The organism is Leeuwenhoekiella sp. NPDC079379, assembly GCF_044542075.1.
Classification (GTDB): domain Bacteria; phylum Bacteroidota; class Bacteroidia; order Flavobacteriales; family Flavobacteriaceae; genus Leeuwenhoekiella.
On record NZ_JBITTU010000001.1, the window covers coordinates 385832 to 400085 of the forward strand.

The following is a 14254-nucleotide window of genomic DNA, read 5'->3' on the forward strand; positions in this document are numbered from 1 at the left end:
GTTTAATTATAGTATTCAACAAATTATAATCGAGGTCGGGTACCTCAAAAATTAATTTTTATGCCAGTAAAAATCAGATTACAAAGACACGGTAAAAAAGGAAAACCTTTTTATTGGGTAGTAGCCGCAGATACGCGCGCTAAACGTGATGGTAAATTCTTAGAAAAACTAGGAACTTACAATCCAAACACAAATCCTGCGACTATTGATTTAGACGTAGATTCATCAGTAAAATGGTTGCAAAACGGGGCTCAGCCTACTGAAACTGCAAAACGTTTACTTTCTTACAAAGGTGTTTTATTGAAAAATCATTTAGCCGGTGGTGTACGTAAAGGTGCGCTTACTGAGGAGCAAATGGAAGAAAAATTCAATGCTTGGTTAGAAGAAAAATCTTCTAAAGTAGAGTCTAAAAAAGACAATCTATCTAAAGAACAGGAAAAGGCAAAGAAAGAGGCTTTAGCTGCTGAAAAAGCTGCAAACGAAGCTCGTATCGCTGCTGCTCAACCTGAAGAAGTAGCTGAAGAGGCTGCTCCTGAGGCAGAAGCTGCAATTGAAGAAGCTCCTGCGACTGAAGAAAACAACGAAGAAGAAGCTAAATAAATAAAACTCACGATGCGCAAAGAAGAATGTTTCTATCTGGGCAAAATCGTGCGAAAATTTAGTTTTAAGGGCGAGTTACTAGCTAAGCTAGATACTGATGAGCCTGAAATGTATGAAAATCTGGAATCAGTATTTGTCGATTTTAACGGCAATCTGGTTCCATTTTTTATTCATTCTTGCCAGCTGCATAAATCTACATTACTTCGTATTGATTTTGAAGACGTAAACACAGAAGAAGATGCAGAAGATCTAATTAATGCAGAACTTTTTTTACCGCTTTCAATGTTACCTCAACTTGAAGGCACACAGTTTTATTACCACGAGATTATAGGTTTTACGGTAAAAGATATTTCTTTTGGGAAAGTGGGCACCATAACCGGTGTAAACGATAATACCTCTCAGGCCCTTTTTGAAATTGATCATAAAGGCAAAGAAGTCCTGATTCCTATTAACGATGACTTTATCAAAGAAGTAGATCGCAGTACAAAAATCATTACTATTGATGCGCCAGAAGGCTTGATTGATATTTACATCTAGCCTCTAATTATTTTCTAAGTGTCAAAGCCTTTTAAATTTAAAGAGTTTACAATAGCTCAGGATCAATGTGCCATGAAAATAGGTACAGATGGCGTTTTGCTGGGTGCCTGGGCACCGGTAACTCATTTTCCAGATGCTATACTTGATATAGGCACCGGTACCGGCATTATTGCTTTAATTCTTGCTCAGCGCTCTGACGCCGAGCTTATAGATGCCTTAGAGCTAGATGATGCTGCATACGAGCAAGCCGTGTCTAATTTTGAAAATGCGCCCTGGGGAGATCGTCTTTTTTGTTATCACGCACATTTATATGAGTTCGCAACAGAAATTGAAGATAAATACGATCTAATTGTATGTAACCCTCCCTATTTTGAAGGAAATTCCCCCCTTACCGAACAAAAAAACTCAGCTCGGGAGCAAGCACGTTTTGAAGACGCAATGCCTTTTGATTTACTGGTTGCTTCTGCCCGTCACTTATTAAACACAAACGGTATTTTTTGTGTAATAATTCCCAACGCACGTGAAGAAGAATTTTTAAGCCTTGCTTCAAAAACAGGTTTATATCCTTCAAAAATCACGCGTGTAAAAGGTACTGCTGCAGCAACATCTCCCAAGCGTTCTTTAATAGCTTTTACCACTCAAGAAACTAATCCGAAAGAAGACACGCTAATTATTGAGATTCAAAGACATGTCTACACGTCTCAATACATAGATCTTGTCAAAGATTTCTACCTCAAAATGTAGCGCTCATTTGAGCATTTTAATCTAAAAAATTGTAATATTAGTTATAGATTTTTTGTCATTTTCTACAAAAACAAAGAGTATAACCGCTATTAATTCAATCATTTTAAATTTAAAATATTTAAAATGAAAATATTACAATTATGAAACCAGATCTTTTTGAGTCTCCAGATTACTACAATTTAGATGACCTGCTAACTGATGAACAAAAACTTGTACGCACAGCAGCAAGGGATTGGGTGAAGCGCGATGTATCGCCCATAATTGAAGAGGCGGCACAAAAGGCTGAATTCCCAAAACAAATAATAAAAGGGCTTGCAGATATTGGGGCTTTTGGCCCCTACATTCCTGAAGAATATGGCGGCGCAGGACTAGATCAAATTTCGTACGGACTTATTATGCAGGAAATAGAACGCGGTGACAGCGGGGTTCGCTCTACGGCTTCTGTACAATCATCGCTGGTTATGTATCCCATTTTTAAATTTGGGAATGAAGAACAGCGTCAAAAATACCTTCCGAAGTTAGCCAGTGGCGAATATATGGGATGTTTTGGCCTTACGGAGCCCGATCACGGCTCTAACCCTGGCGGTATGGTGACTAACTTTAAGGACAAAGGCGATCACTATTTATTAAATGGTGCAAAAATGTGGATATCCAATTCTCCTTTTGCAGACATCGCTGTAGTCTGGGCAAAAAGCGAAGAAGGGCGTATTCACGGTCTTATCGTAGAACGCGGAATGGAAGGGTTTTCAACTCCAGAAACACATAATAAATGGTCTTTGCGCGCCAGCGCAACAGGTGAACTGATATTTGACAATGTAAAAGTGCCTAAAGAAAATCTACTACCCAATAAATCTGGGTTGGGTGCACCGCTTATGTGCTTAGATTCGGCTCGCTTTGGAATTGCCTGGGGGGTCATTGGCGCAGCTATGGATTGTTATGACACTGCACTGCGCTATGCAAAAGAACGTCATCAATTTGGAAAGCCTATTGGTTCTTTTCAACTTCAGCAGAAAAAACTCGCAGAAATGATTACCGAAATTACAAAAGCTCAATTACTGGCGTGGCGTTTAGGAACATTGCGCAATGAAGGCAAAGCTACTTCTGCGCAAATCTCTATGGCAAAAAGAAACAATGTCGATATGGCTCTTAAAATTGCACGTGATGCACGCCAGATTTTAGGAGGAATGGGTATCTCGGGAGAGTACAGTATTATGAGACATATGATGAATTTAGAGAGCGTGGTAACCTATGAGGGTACACACGACATTCATTTACTTATAACCGGTATGGATATCACGGGTTTAAATGCATTTAAATAATAGTACTATAAATAATATCAAGGTTTAAACTAAGCTATAGTCTTAATAGTTTACTAGTTTTGCGAGAAAATACAGAGTATGATTGAGGATGTGAATAAGGCGATCGCCCCGTATCAAGACCAGTTATTAAATCACCGTTTGTATAAAAATTTGCGTACTCCGGCAGATTTAAAGGCTTTTATGCAACATCACGTTTTTGCTGTCTGGGATTTTATGTCATTACTAAAAGCCCTTCAGTTTGATTTAACTAAGGTTTCTACACCCTGGTATCCTTTAGGAAATCCTGAAATACGCTATCTAATTAATGAGATAGTTTTAGCTGAAGAAACAGATTTAAATCCTGATGGGAAACGTCAAAGTCATTTTGAAATGTACCTTGACGCGATGGCAAAGTCAGAAGCTTCCACCGAAAAAATAAACTCTTTTTTAAGTCATATCACCCACGGCACAGATATTTTTCTGGTAATAGCAGTGAGTGAAATCCCAGAAACTGTAAAAGAATTTCTACGATTTACATTTGAAACTATTTCTGAAGGTAAAGCACATAAGATTGCAGCTGCTTTTACCTTTGGCAGAGAAGATCTTATACCCAGTATGTTTACAAAAATAATCGAAAACATACAGCAAAATTTCCCTATGGAAGATCTTACTCTGTTTAAATATTACTTTGACCGTCACATCGAGTTAGATGGTGATGAGCACGGGCCTATGGCCTTACAAATGGTTTCAGAATTATGCGGAGATGACCCTGTAAAATGGGAAGAAGTAAAACAAACTGCTGTAACTGCTCTTAAAAAACGTTGCGTGCTTTGGAATGGAATTGATCAGGAAATAGTTTCTAAAATCACAGCATAAAGAAGCATAGTGTATCTTTAGTTAAAAGATAATCTATGTCATTTATCTCCAGATTCGATAAGGCTTTTAAAAATGCTCCTGTCGTAACTTTTGACGACTCCAGTAAATTTATTCTATTTAGTGATTGCCACAGAGGTGACAATAGCGGTGCAGACGATTTTGCTAACAACCGCAATATTTACTATCACGCCTTAAAGCAATACTATCAAAATGATTTTACATATTGCGAATTAGGCGATGGTGATGAACTCTGGGAAAATCTAAACTTCAGTACGCTGTTTGAATCCCATAAAAATATTTATGGTTTGATGCAATTGTTTTACAATGATAAGAGATTGCATTTACTATGGGGAAATCACGACATGATTTATAAAAATAAAAGTCAGGTTGAGAAAAATCTCCATAGTTTTTTCGATCGAAAAACAAATACCCAACAACCGCTATTTCCGGGAATACAAGTTCACGAAGCGCTAATATTAAAACATGCACAAACCGGCCAAGAGCTATTTTTATGTCATGGTCATCAGGCAGATTGGATGAATTATGTAGGCTGGCAATTCAATCGGTTTTTAGTACGTGTATTGTGGAGACCGTTGCAAGGAGCCGGAATTTCTGACCCCACCAGCCCTGCAAAAAACTACTTAGAACTTATTAAGGTAGAACGCAAGACTAAAAAGTGGATTACAGAACGAAATAACCAATTCACAATAACCGGTCACACACATAGACCACGCTTTCCCGAACCCGGTGATATTGCCTATTTTAATGATGGCAGCTGCGTACATCCGCGAAGTATAACTGGTTTAGAAATTGAAAATGGAGCCATCTCACTTATAAAATGGCAAATTGCAACTACAGATGATGGTGTACTTAAAATTGTACGTGTTTTATTAGAAGGACCACAGAAGCTTATTGATTATAAAACCGAATAGCCGGGCACAGCGTATATCTAATATGAACATATTTCTATTTAAGTACGCATATCTCGTTTTAATTATAATTATTGCGACCAGCTGCAGCGCTTCGGCAGAATTAGAAAAAGAAACCAGTACTTCTTTTGAACAATCATATTCCTATCTCGCCTTAGGAGACAGCTATACTATAGGAGAAGGCGTTTGCGATAACTGTAAGTTTCCAATACAACTCAAAAATAGATTTGAAACCACAGCGAGTAGCGGTTTAGAAACCACTATAATTGCCCGTACAGGTTGGCGCACAGACAACCTTATAAATGCTTTAGCTAGTGAGAATCTCAATCCTGATTTTGATCTTGTAACCCTTCTAATAGGTGTTAATAATCAATATCAGGGAATCGTATTTTCTGAATATCAAAAAGACTTCAAAACTCTTCTAAAAACTGCAATACAACTAGCTCAAGGAGATGCAGCACGCGTTGTTGTTATTTCAATACCCGATTATGCTTACACACCATTCGGTTTAAATTATAGAAACCCGGAAGATATTTCTAGCGAAATAGATGAATACAATACTTATGCTAAAGAGCTTTCTAAAGCTAATGGAGTGATCTTTTTAAATATCACAGACATTACCAGAAAAGGCTTATCTCAGCCCAATCTTGTTGCTTCTGATGGTTTACACCCTTCTAAAGATGCTTATGCTTTATTTGTAAATCGTTTAATACCACTTATTAATAAGTCATTTGAAAATTAAAATGAAGCGTATAAAAATCACTTTATTTGTTCTAATTCTCTTCTTCAATTGCAATTTAGGATTTACTCAAAATTCTGAAGAAGCTAAGACTACTGTTACACAGCTAAAATATTTAGCTCTTGGCGACAGTTATACCGCAGGCACGAGTGTTTGCTACAAATGTGCATTCCCTGTACAACTCTCCTATGCTCTAAATGAAAATAAAAAACGTGATGTTAAGCTCACTCGCTATGCAGAACCGGGCTGGAGAACAGATAATTTAATAGCAACTTTAAAGAAAAATAATATTGCTTCAGACTTCAACTTCACCACTCTCTTGATAGGAGTAAACAATATCTATCAGAAAAAATCTTTCAATCAATTTAAAACTGAATTTGAACTTCTTTTAGATTTTGCAATTAATCATTCTAAAGGAAATGCTCAACGTGTGATTGTAATTTCAATCCCAGATTATGCATACACCCCTTTTGGATTAAAAGAAAAAAAAACAAAACGTATTTCTTCAAAAATTGATGTGTACAATAAGTTCACTAAAAAAATCGCAGCAGATCGTGGCGCCTTGTTTTTAGATATTGTTGACATTACGCGCAAAGGCTTAAACTCTCCTCATCTTGTAGCCGAGGATGATTTACACCCATCTTCAGCAGCGCACACTCAATTTGTAGCGCGCTTAATTCCAATTATCGAAAAACTATTAAAATAAAAAAGCCTTAATGTGTAGTATCATTAAGGCTTATCTATTAATTATACAACTTATTTTAACTCTCAGGAGCTAACTTGACTTCTAATCCGTTTAAATCTGGCGTTATAGGAATTTGACATCCCAAACGGCTGTTATCTTCCACATAAAAAGCTTCAGAAAGCATTGCCTCTTCATCATAACCCATTTCATTTAGCTTGTGATCTGATACTACGTAACATTGGCAAGATGCACACATTGCCATTCCACCGCAAGTACCTTCAACCGGAAGTTCGTACATTTTGAACACTTCCATTAAATTGAGATTCATATCTGTAGGCGCCTCTAGCGCGTGAGCAACACCTTCCCGGTCTATTACTGTAATTGTTATATCCTGCATATCTGCTTTTCTTAAGAGGAAGCTAAATTAGTAAAAAACAGCTTTCGACCACCTTAAAAACCTACTAAAAGAATAGGATTATGAAGAGTCTAATTAAACGTCGCAAATTTTTACACCCTCTTTTAGAGCTGCTATTTTATCTTCGTAAGTAGGAATAAATTCTTGAGCCACATAACCTGTATATCCCGTTTCTAAAATAGCTTTGATTATTGCAGGATAATTAAGCTCCTGACCATCGTTAATCTCGTGACGGCCCGGTACACCACCCGTATGATAGTGTGCGATATAGGAATGATAATCTTCTATAGTACGTATAACATCACCCTCCATAATTTGCATATGATAGATATCGTATAAAAGTTTAAAATTTTCAGAGCCTATAAGTTCACAAAGTTTCACACCCCAGGGAGTATGATCACATTGATAATCTTTATGGTCTATTTTACTGTTTAATAATTCCATTATTAGAACCACATTTTTCTCTTCAGCTTGTTTTACTAAAGGAGCCAGACCTTCTGCACAGTTCACGAGACCTTCATCTTCAGATAGCTCACGTCTGTTTCCTGAAAATACAATTACATTTTTAATGCCTTGAGCCGAAGCTTTATCAATTAAAACACTGTACTGCTCCTGAAGGGAAACGTGATTGGCTTTATCATTAAAACCATCTTGAATATTTGCAAATGTATCTGTTGCAACAGCACATTTTAAACCATATTTCTCAGCAATTTCCCACTCTGCGGGTTTTAATAAATCAATCCCTTTTAAACCTAAGTCAGCTGCACTTTTAGCGAACTCCTCTAAAGGCATTGAGCCATAACACCAGTAGCACGCAGAATGGTTTACATTTCCTTTTAAAGAGTCATCTTCTGGTGCTGCGATTGTGGCCTCTGAGCTATTAGGCGAATCTTTGCAGCTCAAAGCGGTTAATCCTAGACTTATACCAGAGGTTGTAAGTGCGATGTTCTTTAAAGCGTTTCTGCGACCGTTAGAATGGCTCATAATAAGTTGAAGTTTGTAATTTGAATAAAACTAATCATTTACTTTATAGAATGTAAATTTTACGCTTATAAATATAGCTTTTACACATAAAAAAAGCAGTTTTAGGTAAACTAAAACTGCTTTTTGAAACTATTTTTTATATTATATGTTATGCTACTACATTAATAACATTCTGAATTTGAGGCGCGTGTTTTTTAATAGTCATTTCAACACCACTCTTTAAGGTCATTTGATTTACACTACAACCTACACAAGCGCCTTCAAGCTGAACCTTAACTGTAGTACCATCTTCTATACTTAGTAATGCAATATCACCACCATCACTTTGCAAAAAAGGTCTGATTTCTTCTAATGCATCTTCAACTTTACCCTTTAATTCTAAATCTGTCATAATCTATTTTTTAACGGCAGAACAGCCGGCCATTGTAGTGATTTTTACCGCTTCGGTAGGGGGTAAATCATCATTACGCTTCACTAATTCTTCTACAGTATTACGCATCATACTTTCAAAAGCTTCTGCTAATATAGTGTCATTTTGTAATGCTGCAGGATGACCTACATCACCCGCTTCTCGTATACTTTGTACTAAAGGAATTTGAGCTAGCAAACGCACACCCAAGTCTTCTGCAAGATTACGCGCCCCGTCTTTGCCAAAAATATAATATTTATTATCTGGCAACTCTTCTGGAGTAAACCAAGCCATATTCTCTACAATACCTAAAACCGGTACGTTTATACTTTCTTGCTGAAACATAGCAACCCCTTTCTTAGCATCTGCTAAAGCAACATTTTGTGGAGTGCTTACCACTACTGCACCTGTTAAAGGCATTGCTTGAACGATACTTAAATGAATATCTCCTGTTCCTGGAGGAAGATCTACCAATAAGAAATCAAGTTCTCCCCAGGCTGCATCAAAAATCATCTGGTTTAAAGCTTTAGAGGCCATAGGCCCACGCCAAACTACAGCCTGATCTGGCTTTGTAAAAAATCCTATAGAAAGAATTTTTACACCATAACTTTCTACAGGTTGCATTTTTTGTTTACCATAAACTTTTACAGAGAGTGGCTTAGAATCTTGAACATCAAACATTATAGGTATTGAAGGACCATAAATATCTGCGTCAAGTATTCCTACTTTAAAGCCCATTTTTGACAGGCTAACTGCAAGATTTGCGGTAATTGTAGACTTACCTACCCCTCCTTTACCAGAAGCTACCGCAATTATATTTTGAATTCCAGGAATAGGTTTTCCTTTAATTTCGTTTTTGGTTTGCTTTTCAGGAGTATCTACACGCACATTAACTTTTACCTGAGCCTTCATATGCACTTCTGCATGTATAACTTTCATGATCTCAACCTCAGTTTTCTTTTTTGCTTGCAAACTAGGATTGTTGATTGTTATATCTACGATAACCTCATCGCCAAAAGTCATGACATTTGTTACCGCACCACTCGTTACCATATCTTCTCCTTCACCAGGCGCACTAATGGTTTTCAGTGCATCGTATATTGCTTGTTTTTCTAACTTCACGTTAACTTACTTAGATTGATTCTAAAAATACAAATATAGGCTGAAAACTTCAGAACTCGAAAGAGTTATTGCCTATCTCTATATTGATTAGTTCTATTATTAGATGTGTTTAGACTTGAGTCTTAGCCGAAATGTAGCATTAATCATTACGATCAAAACCCATTTCTTTTACGGGGTCCCAAAGATGGTTTTTAAAGTCTTGAAGTTGATCATTAATCACAGTATGGCCCTCACTTTCTAAAAGTTGCTGCATCAAATGGGTTCCCGGGAAATGATGTTTACCGGTAAGTATGCCATTTCTATTAAGCACACGATGTGCAGGAACATCCTCAAGATTAGAAGCCCCGTTCATAGCATAACCTACCATACGAGCACTACCAGCTGCTCCCAGATATTTTGCTATAGCTCCATAAGACGTTACTTTCCCATAGGGTATTTGACGCGCTACGGTGTATACCCGCTGAAAGAAATTAAGCGTTTCAGGTTTTAGCATACAGCATACGTATAAGTGTGAGTGCAACTAAGACGACCATTAACGCAGCCATAAAATAATTAGAATATTTAGCAAAGTTGCGGGGTTCATTTTGAATTCGGTTGAAGCCTACTACATAAATATAAAGAGCAGTGAAGGTACCAGAAGCTGCTGCAAGAACAAAAAGTAAGACTTCTATTAAACCATTATCAATAGAACTTGTTACATTAAAAGCAGCACTTAACGCACAGAAATAAGGTATAGGAAGTACATTTATGAGTGCTACCAGCATACCTTTTGCAAAACTCTTTCTACCCGAGTGTTTAGGTATCTCAACCTCTTTAACTTTATTCTTTTTTGCAGCAATAAAAAAATACACAGCAAGCATCCCAAATATTACAATCCCTGTGCGTAATAAAGTATTGCGTACTATGGGATGGCTAAATATGTATCGCGCAAGAAGTATCGCTACAAATGCTTGTACTAAAACTATTATTGAAGCACCTAAAGCCACTAACATACCATTGCGCTTACCCCTATGAACACAGGTTTTAGCAACAGACATGTTTACTAGACCTGGAGGTAATACCCCAAGGAATGCTGCAAAATAGGTGATGAAAAATAGTTTTGTTATTTCCAAAAGCCTCTAGTTAATCCTGAATTTGATATATGTTATAGGTTTTCCTATTTCAAGATACTGTTTTTCATAAAAAGTCTGTATCTCAACCACTTCTTTTGGCGCATCGTGATTGATATAAATATTATGGTGCGCATATAAAATCTCATGACCCAAACCTTCAAGCAGGCCTAATGTGTACCCATGCATGTACTCACTGTCTGTTTTGAGATGCATTAATCCTTCGGACTTTAGAACTGTTTTGTAGCGTTCTAAAAAATGAGGATTGGTCATACGGTGTTTAGTGCGCTTGTACTTTATCTGTGGGTCAGGAAAAGTAATCCAGATTTCAGACACTTCATTTTCAGCAAACGCTTTATCTACCAGCTCAATTTGAGTACGCATAAAACCTGCATTTGTAATTCCTTCTTCTAAAGCAGTTTTAGCTCCTCTCCAAAAGCGAGCTCCTTTAATATCTATTCCCAAAAAGTTTTTCTCAGGAAACCGCTTTGCAAGTCCTACGGTATATTCTCCCTTACCACAACCTAATTCAAGAACAATAGGCTGGTCATTTTTAAAAAAATCGCGATTCCAGTTTCCCTTTAAAGGAAATTCCTGATCTGTAAGGTCTTTTCGCTCAGGCTGTACGACGTTACTAAATGTTTCATTTTCGCGAAAGCGTCTTAATTTATTTTTACTTCCCAAACCAGGTATCTAAATGATTAAAAAATTACGCGCCAAAGATACGAGTACTCTTGAAATAGTACCTGCTTTATTGAGATTGAAATACCAGATAACATAGAAATAACATATCATAATATTTTCAAACCTTTAATTTTCAATAATTTAAACCTGCCATATAATCTGTAAATAATAGAAAAAACTTAGTAGGTTTAATAGTTTATTAATCTAGCGGAAACATTTGTGTTTGAGACTTATCTCAATTTTGTAAGGTGCAAAAATTAAAAACCATACTTGTAGCTCCACTAAACTGGGGTCTAGGTCACGCTACGCGATGTGTGCCTATTATACGTGAGCTCATATCTGAAGGGTTTGAGGTTATTATTGCAAGTGATGGGCAGGCGCTGGAGTTGCTAAAAAAAGAGTTTCCGCAGCTAAAAGCTATTGAACTGCCTTCGTATAAAATTGAATATGCAAAAAACGGAAAACGTTTTAAGTGGAAAATGTTGTTGCGCAGTCCAAAAGTACTTACCGCCATTCGTAAAGAGCGCGAACACTTAAAGAACCTGGTTAAATTAAAGTCTATTGATGGGGTTATTTCTGATAACAGATTAGGCTTATATCATCCAGAAATCCCTACCGTTTTCATCACACATCAATTACAGGTTTTAAGCGGTAAAACAACAAAGCTTACCTCAGCGATGCACCGCAGTTACATAAAGCGCTTTGATGAATGCTGGGTTCCCGATTTTGAAAAAGAACCTAATCTAAGCGGAAAGTTGGGGCATCCTAAAAACTACGACATTCCGGTAAGATATATAGGTGCTCTATCTCGCCTTGAAGCAAAAGAAAAGAAATCTATATACGATGTGATGGTTTTGCTTAGTGGTCCCGAACCTCAGCGCACCGAGCTTGAAGAAATACTTATGCATGAATTAAAGCATTACAAAGGTCAGGTTCTAATTGTACGTGGCGTAATAGAGGAGACGCAAACAAGTTGTGTAAAAGACCACATGAAGATTGTAAACTATATGGAGTCTGAGGATTTACAGTCTGCATTGTGCTCGAGTGATCTTATAATAAGCAGATCTGGGTATACTACAGTGATGGATTTAGTAAAGCTAGGTAAGAAAGCCTTTTTTATACCTACTCCCGGGCAAACCGAACAGGAATACCTGGCAAAACGTTTTCAGAAAGCCGGGATTGTACCGTATGCAGAACAAGAACATTTTAAAGTTAAAGACTTGAGTAAAGTAAAAGTCTATAGTGGCTTTGATAAATTATCAAATCAATGGGTCCTTGAAGATGGTAGGTTCCGGGAGCTCTTCGGCCTTTTCGAGGGTAAAAGAAAACTCAGATCCCACTCCAAAATCACTTTCTATATAAATCTTTTCGTCATGGGCTTCAATAATGTGCTTGACGATAGAAAGACCTAAACCAGAACCGCCTTCCCGACGCGACCCACTTTTATCTACACGGTAAAAACGCTCAAACAAGCGTGGGATGTGTTCTGAAGCAATACCTTCACCATTATCGGTTACCCGTACAATTACTTTATTTTGTATTAAATTTTCTATAGAAACTTCAGTAGTACCATCTTGTTTCCCATATTTAATGGAGTTTACAATAAGATTAGTAAGTAATTGCTGTATACGCTCTCGATCTGCATTAACCATTATAGGACCATTATAAGGCATATCATAGGCTAATGTAATATTCTTTTTAGCAGCTTTCATCTCTAGTAAATCAAACGTGTTTTTTACAAGCTCTACCATATCAAAATACTCATAGCGCAAATTGAGATCTCCCACTTCTAACTTTGAGATCATATCAAGATCACTTACTAAATACACTAGACGCTCTACTGCTGCTGCTGCACGCTTAAGATATTTTTTACGTACTGTTTTATCTTTCATCGCCCCGTCTAGCAATGTATGTATATATCCTTGCGTAGTAAACAGTGGTGTTTTGAGTTCGTGAGCTACATTACCCATAAACTCCTTTCTATACTCTTCCCGTATTTTTAAGGATTCAATCTCTAGTTTTTTACTGGCTGCAAAACGCTCTACTTCTTTAGTAAGCGTGCCCATATCTGTAGTAACCTGGCCCCTTCTTAATGTAGTAACATCAAGCAACGACACATCATCATATATTTTTTTTACCCGCTTATAAATAAACTTCTCAACCCTAACCTGAAGAATAACAAATGAAAAACAAAAACTTATTAAGAAAAAACTAATAAGCCAAACTATACTTAGCCGCCCCTCTGTGTAGAAAAAAACGCCCACAAAGAGCGTTAAGAAAACCGTTATATAAAGCGCAGAAAAACCCGCAAAGCGATATGATTTTTTAAAATTAGCAGACATTAAACAACAAATTTATACCCTACCCCTTTTATGGTTTTAAATCGTTTATCTCCTATTTTTTCACGTAGCTTTCTAATATGAACATCTATAGTTCTACCACCTACAACAACCTCGTTACCCCATACTTTATCAAGAATATCTTCTCGTTTAAACACCTTACCGGGTTTTGAAGCTAATAGCGATAATAATTCAAATTCTTTTCTAGGAAGTACTAGCTCTTTCTTGTCTTTAATAATTTTGTATTCTTCACGATTTATAACAAGATCACCCACCTTAACAAGTGCATCTCCCTCTTCTTCCTCTTTAAGTCTTCGTAGTAGAGCTTTAACCTTACTTACAAGAACTTTAGGCTTTATAGGTTTTGTAATGTAATCATCTGCTCCTGCATCATAGCCCGCTACCTGAGAATAGTCTTCCCCTCGTGCAGTCAAGAATGTAATTATAGTTTCTGCATGTTCAGGAAGTTTACGTATTTGCTCACACGCCTCGATACCATCCATCTCAGGCATCATCACGTCTAAAATAATAAGATGCGGATTATGCTTTTTTGCCATCTTAACACCCTCTTTACCGTTTTCTGCAGTAATGACCTGATACCCTTCGTTACTAAGATTATAACCTACAATTTCCAGGATATCTGGCTCATCATCAACGAGCAAAATTTTAATTTCCTTTTTCTTCATGCGTATAAAGATTTAATGTAATCGTAAAGATAAGGTTTAAATCGTGGCACAGCATTGCTATTTACATTGGTAACATTTAGATAAAGTTGAGCAGTTTA

17 protein-coding genes and 1 pseudogene are annotated in these 14254 nt (G+C 37.0%); 9 read left to right on the plus strand and 9 right to left on the minus strand.

Annotated elements, in window-relative coordinates:
* Positions 1 to 60 precede the first annotated feature (60 nt).
* The 8 genes from ACIGAM_RS01570 to ACIGAM_RS01605 all read left to right on the plus strand — a co-directional run bounded on the left by ACIGAM_RS01570 (position 61) and on the right by ACIGAM_RS01605 (position 6429).
* On the plus strand, positions 61 to 600 hold the full coding sequence (locus tag ACIGAM_RS01570) for a 30S ribosomal protein S16 (protein WP_396509713.1): 540 nt from the start codon (positions 61 to 63) through the stop codon (positions 598 to 600).
* A 12-nt stretch (positions 601 to 612) separates the two neighbouring features.
* A complete protein-coding gene (gene rimM, locus ACIGAM_RS01575; protein WP_396509714.1) occupies positions 613 to 1137 on the plus strand; it encodes a ribosome maturation factor RimM in 525 nt (174 codons plus the stop codon).
* A gap of 72 nt (positions 1138 to 1209) precedes the next feature.
* The gene (locus ACIGAM_RS01580) at positions 1210 to 1881 is read left to right on the plus strand and encodes a tRNA1(Val) (adenine(37)-N6)-methyltransferase (RefSeq protein ID WP_396510080.1); all 672 of its coding nucleotides are present in this window, start codon (positions 1210 to 1212) and stop codon (positions 1879 to 1881) included.
* A gap of 140 nt (positions 1882 to 2021) precedes the next feature.
* Positions 2022 to 3200 carry an acyl-CoA dehydrogenase family protein gene (locus ACIGAM_RS01585; protein ID WP_028376809.1) on the plus strand — a complete coding sequence of 393 codons (1179 nt, stop codon included), beginning with the start codon at positions 2022 to 2024 and terminating at the stop codon, positions 3198 to 3200.
* Positions 3201 to 3278: 78 nt separating this feature from the next.
* The gene (locus ACIGAM_RS01590; RefSeq protein ID WP_028376810.1) at positions 3279 to 4055 is read left to right on the plus strand and encodes a DUF3050 domain-containing protein; all 777 of its coding nucleotides are present in this window, start codon (positions 3279 to 3281) and stop codon (positions 4053 to 4055) included.
* A 35-nt stretch (positions 4056 to 4090) separates the two neighbouring features.
* Entirely contained in the window at positions 4091 to 4987 is an 897-nt protein-coding gene (locus ACIGAM_RS01595; RefSeq protein WP_396509715.1) for a metallophosphoesterase, read from the plus strand.
* Between the two features lie 22 nt (positions 4988 to 5009).
* The gene (locus tag ACIGAM_RS01600) at positions 5010 to 5726 is read left to right on the plus strand and encodes an SGNH/GDSL hydrolase family protein (protein WP_396509716.1); all 717 of its coding nucleotides are present in this window, start codon (positions 5010 to 5012) and stop codon (positions 5724 to 5726) included.
* Position 5727: 1 nt separating this feature from the next.
* On the plus strand, positions 5728 to 6429 hold the full coding sequence (locus ACIGAM_RS01605) for an SGNH/GDSL hydrolase family protein (protein WP_396509717.1): 702 nt from the start codon (positions 5728 to 5730) through the stop codon (positions 6427 to 6429).
* A 55-nt stretch (positions 6430 to 6484) separates the two neighbouring features.
* Here the strand turns inward: ACIGAM_RS01605 and ACIGAM_RS01610 are convergent, their stop codons facing one another.
* The 7 genes from ACIGAM_RS01610 to trmB form a co-directional block, all read right to left on the minus strand.
* The gene (locus tag ACIGAM_RS01610; protein ID WP_396509718.1) at positions 6485 to 6805 is read right to left on the minus strand and encodes a 2Fe-2S iron-sulfur cluster-binding protein; all 321 of its coding nucleotides are present in this window, start codon (positions 6803 to 6805) and stop codon (positions 6485 to 6487) included.
* 93 nt (positions 6806 to 6898) lie between these two features.
* On the minus strand, positions 6899 to 7807 hold the full coding sequence (locus tag ACIGAM_RS01615) for a hydroxypyruvate isomerase family protein (protein WP_396509719.1): 909 nt from the start codon (positions 7805 to 7807) through the stop codon (positions 6899 to 6901).
* Between the two features lie 148 nt (positions 7808 to 7955).
* Entirely contained in the window at positions 7956 to 8198 is a 243-nt protein-coding gene (locus ACIGAM_RS01620) for a NifU family protein (RefSeq protein WP_028376815.1), read from the minus strand.
* Positions 8199 to 8201: 3 nt separating this feature from the next.
* Positions 8202 to 9338, minus strand: coding sequence for a P-loop NTPase (locus ACIGAM_RS01625; RefSeq protein ID WP_396509720.1), 1137 nt, complete (start codon positions 9336 to 9338; stop codon positions 8202 to 8204).
* Between the two features lie 139 nt (positions 9339 to 9477).
* Positions 9478 to 9831: an MGMT family protein gene (locus ACIGAM_RS01630; protein WP_396509721.1), complete on the minus strand. Its 354-nt coding sequence runs from the start codon at positions 9829 to 9831 to the stop codon at positions 9478 to 9480.
* A complete protein-coding gene (locus ACIGAM_RS01635; RefSeq protein WP_396509722.1) occupies positions 9818 to 10450 on the minus strand; it encodes a LysE family translocator in 633 nt (210 codons plus the stop codon). The genes ACIGAM_RS01630 and ACIGAM_RS01635 overlap by 14 nt, the downstream gene beginning before the upstream one ends.
* 6 nt (positions 10451 to 10456) lie before the next feature.
* Entirely contained in the window at positions 10457 to 11131 is a 675-nt protein-coding gene (trmB, locus tag ACIGAM_RS01640) for a tRNA (guanosine(46)-N7)-methyltransferase TrmB (protein WP_396509723.1), read from the minus strand.
* A 902-nt stretch (positions 11132 to 12033) separates the two neighbouring features.
* Here trmB and ACIGAM_RS01645 point away from each other — a divergent pair.
* Positions 12034 to 12300 (plus strand): annotated as a pseudogene (locus ACIGAM_RS01645) (glycosyltransferase); the annotation flags it as partial.
* Positions 12301 to 12390: 90 nt separating this feature from the next.
* Here ACIGAM_RS01645 and ACIGAM_RS01650 read toward each other — a convergent pair.
* Complete coding sequence (locus ACIGAM_RS01650) at positions 12391 to 13473, minus strand: sensor histidine kinase (protein WP_396509724.1); 1083 nt, start codon at positions 13471 to 13473, stop codon at positions 12391 to 12393.
* Positions 13473 to 14156 (minus strand): response regulator transcription factor, encoded by a 684-nt coding sequence (locus tag ACIGAM_RS01655; protein WP_396509725.1) that lies wholly within the window; start codon positions 14154 to 14156, stop codon positions 13473 to 13475. Before ACIGAM_RS01655 ends, ACIGAM_RS01650 begins: the two co-directional genes overlap by 1 nt.
* Positions 14157 to 14254 lie beyond the last annotated feature (98 nt).

Coding starts and splice junctions, on each gene's coding strand:
- ACIGAM_RS01600 (WP_396509716.1), top strand. CDS start 5,010: ATGAACATATTTCTATTTAAGTACGCATATCTCGTTTTAATTATAATT.
- rimM (WP_396509714.1), top strand. CDS start 613: ATGCGCAAAGAAGAATGTTTCTATCTGGGCAAAATCGTGCGAAAATTT.
- ACIGAM_RS01650 (WP_396509724.1), bottom strand. CDS start 13,473: ATGTCTGCTAATTTTAAAAAATCATATCGCTTTGCGGGTTTTTCTGCG.
- ACIGAM_RS01595 (WP_396509715.1), top strand. CDS start 4,091: ATGTCATTTATCTCCAGATTCGATAAGGCTTTTAAAAATGCTCCTGTC.
- ACIGAM_RS01585 (WP_028376809.1), top strand. CDS start 2,022: ATGAAACCAGATCTTTTTGAGTCTCCAGATTACTACAATTTAGATGAC.
- ACIGAM_RS01610 (WP_396509718.1), bottom strand. CDS start 6,805: ATGCAGGATATAACAATTACAGTAATAGACCGGGAAGGTGTTGCTCAC.
- ACIGAM_RS01570 (WP_396509713.1), top strand. CDS start 61: ATGCCAGTAAAAATCAGATTACAAAGACACGGTAAAAAAGGAAAACCT.
- ACIGAM_RS01620 (WP_028376815.1), bottom strand. CDS start 8,198: ATGACAGATTTAGAATTAAAGGGTAAAGTTGAAGATGCATTAGAAGAA.
- ACIGAM_RS01590 (WP_028376810.1), top strand. CDS start 3,279: ATGATTGAGGATGTGAATAAGGCGATCGCCCCGTATCAAGACCAGTTA.
- ACIGAM_RS01580 (WP_396510080.1), top strand. CDS start 1,210: ATGAAAATAGGTACAGATGGCGTTTTGCTGGGTGCCTGGGCACCGGTA.
- ACIGAM_RS01615 (WP_396509719.1), bottom strand. CDS start 7,807: ATGAGCCATTCTAACGGTCGCAGAAACGCTTTAAAGAACATCGCACTT.
- ACIGAM_RS01655 (WP_396509725.1), bottom strand. CDS start 14,156: ATGAAGAAAAAGGAAATTAAAATTTTGCTCGTTGATGATGAGCCAGAT.
- ACIGAM_RS01605 (WP_396509717.1), top strand. CDS start 5,728: ATGAAGCGTATAAAAATCACTTTATTTGTTCTAATTCTCTTCTTCAAT.
- ACIGAM_RS01630 (WP_396509721.1), bottom strand. CDS start 9,831: ATGCTAAAACCTGAAACGCTTAATTTCTTTCAGCGGGTATACACCGTA.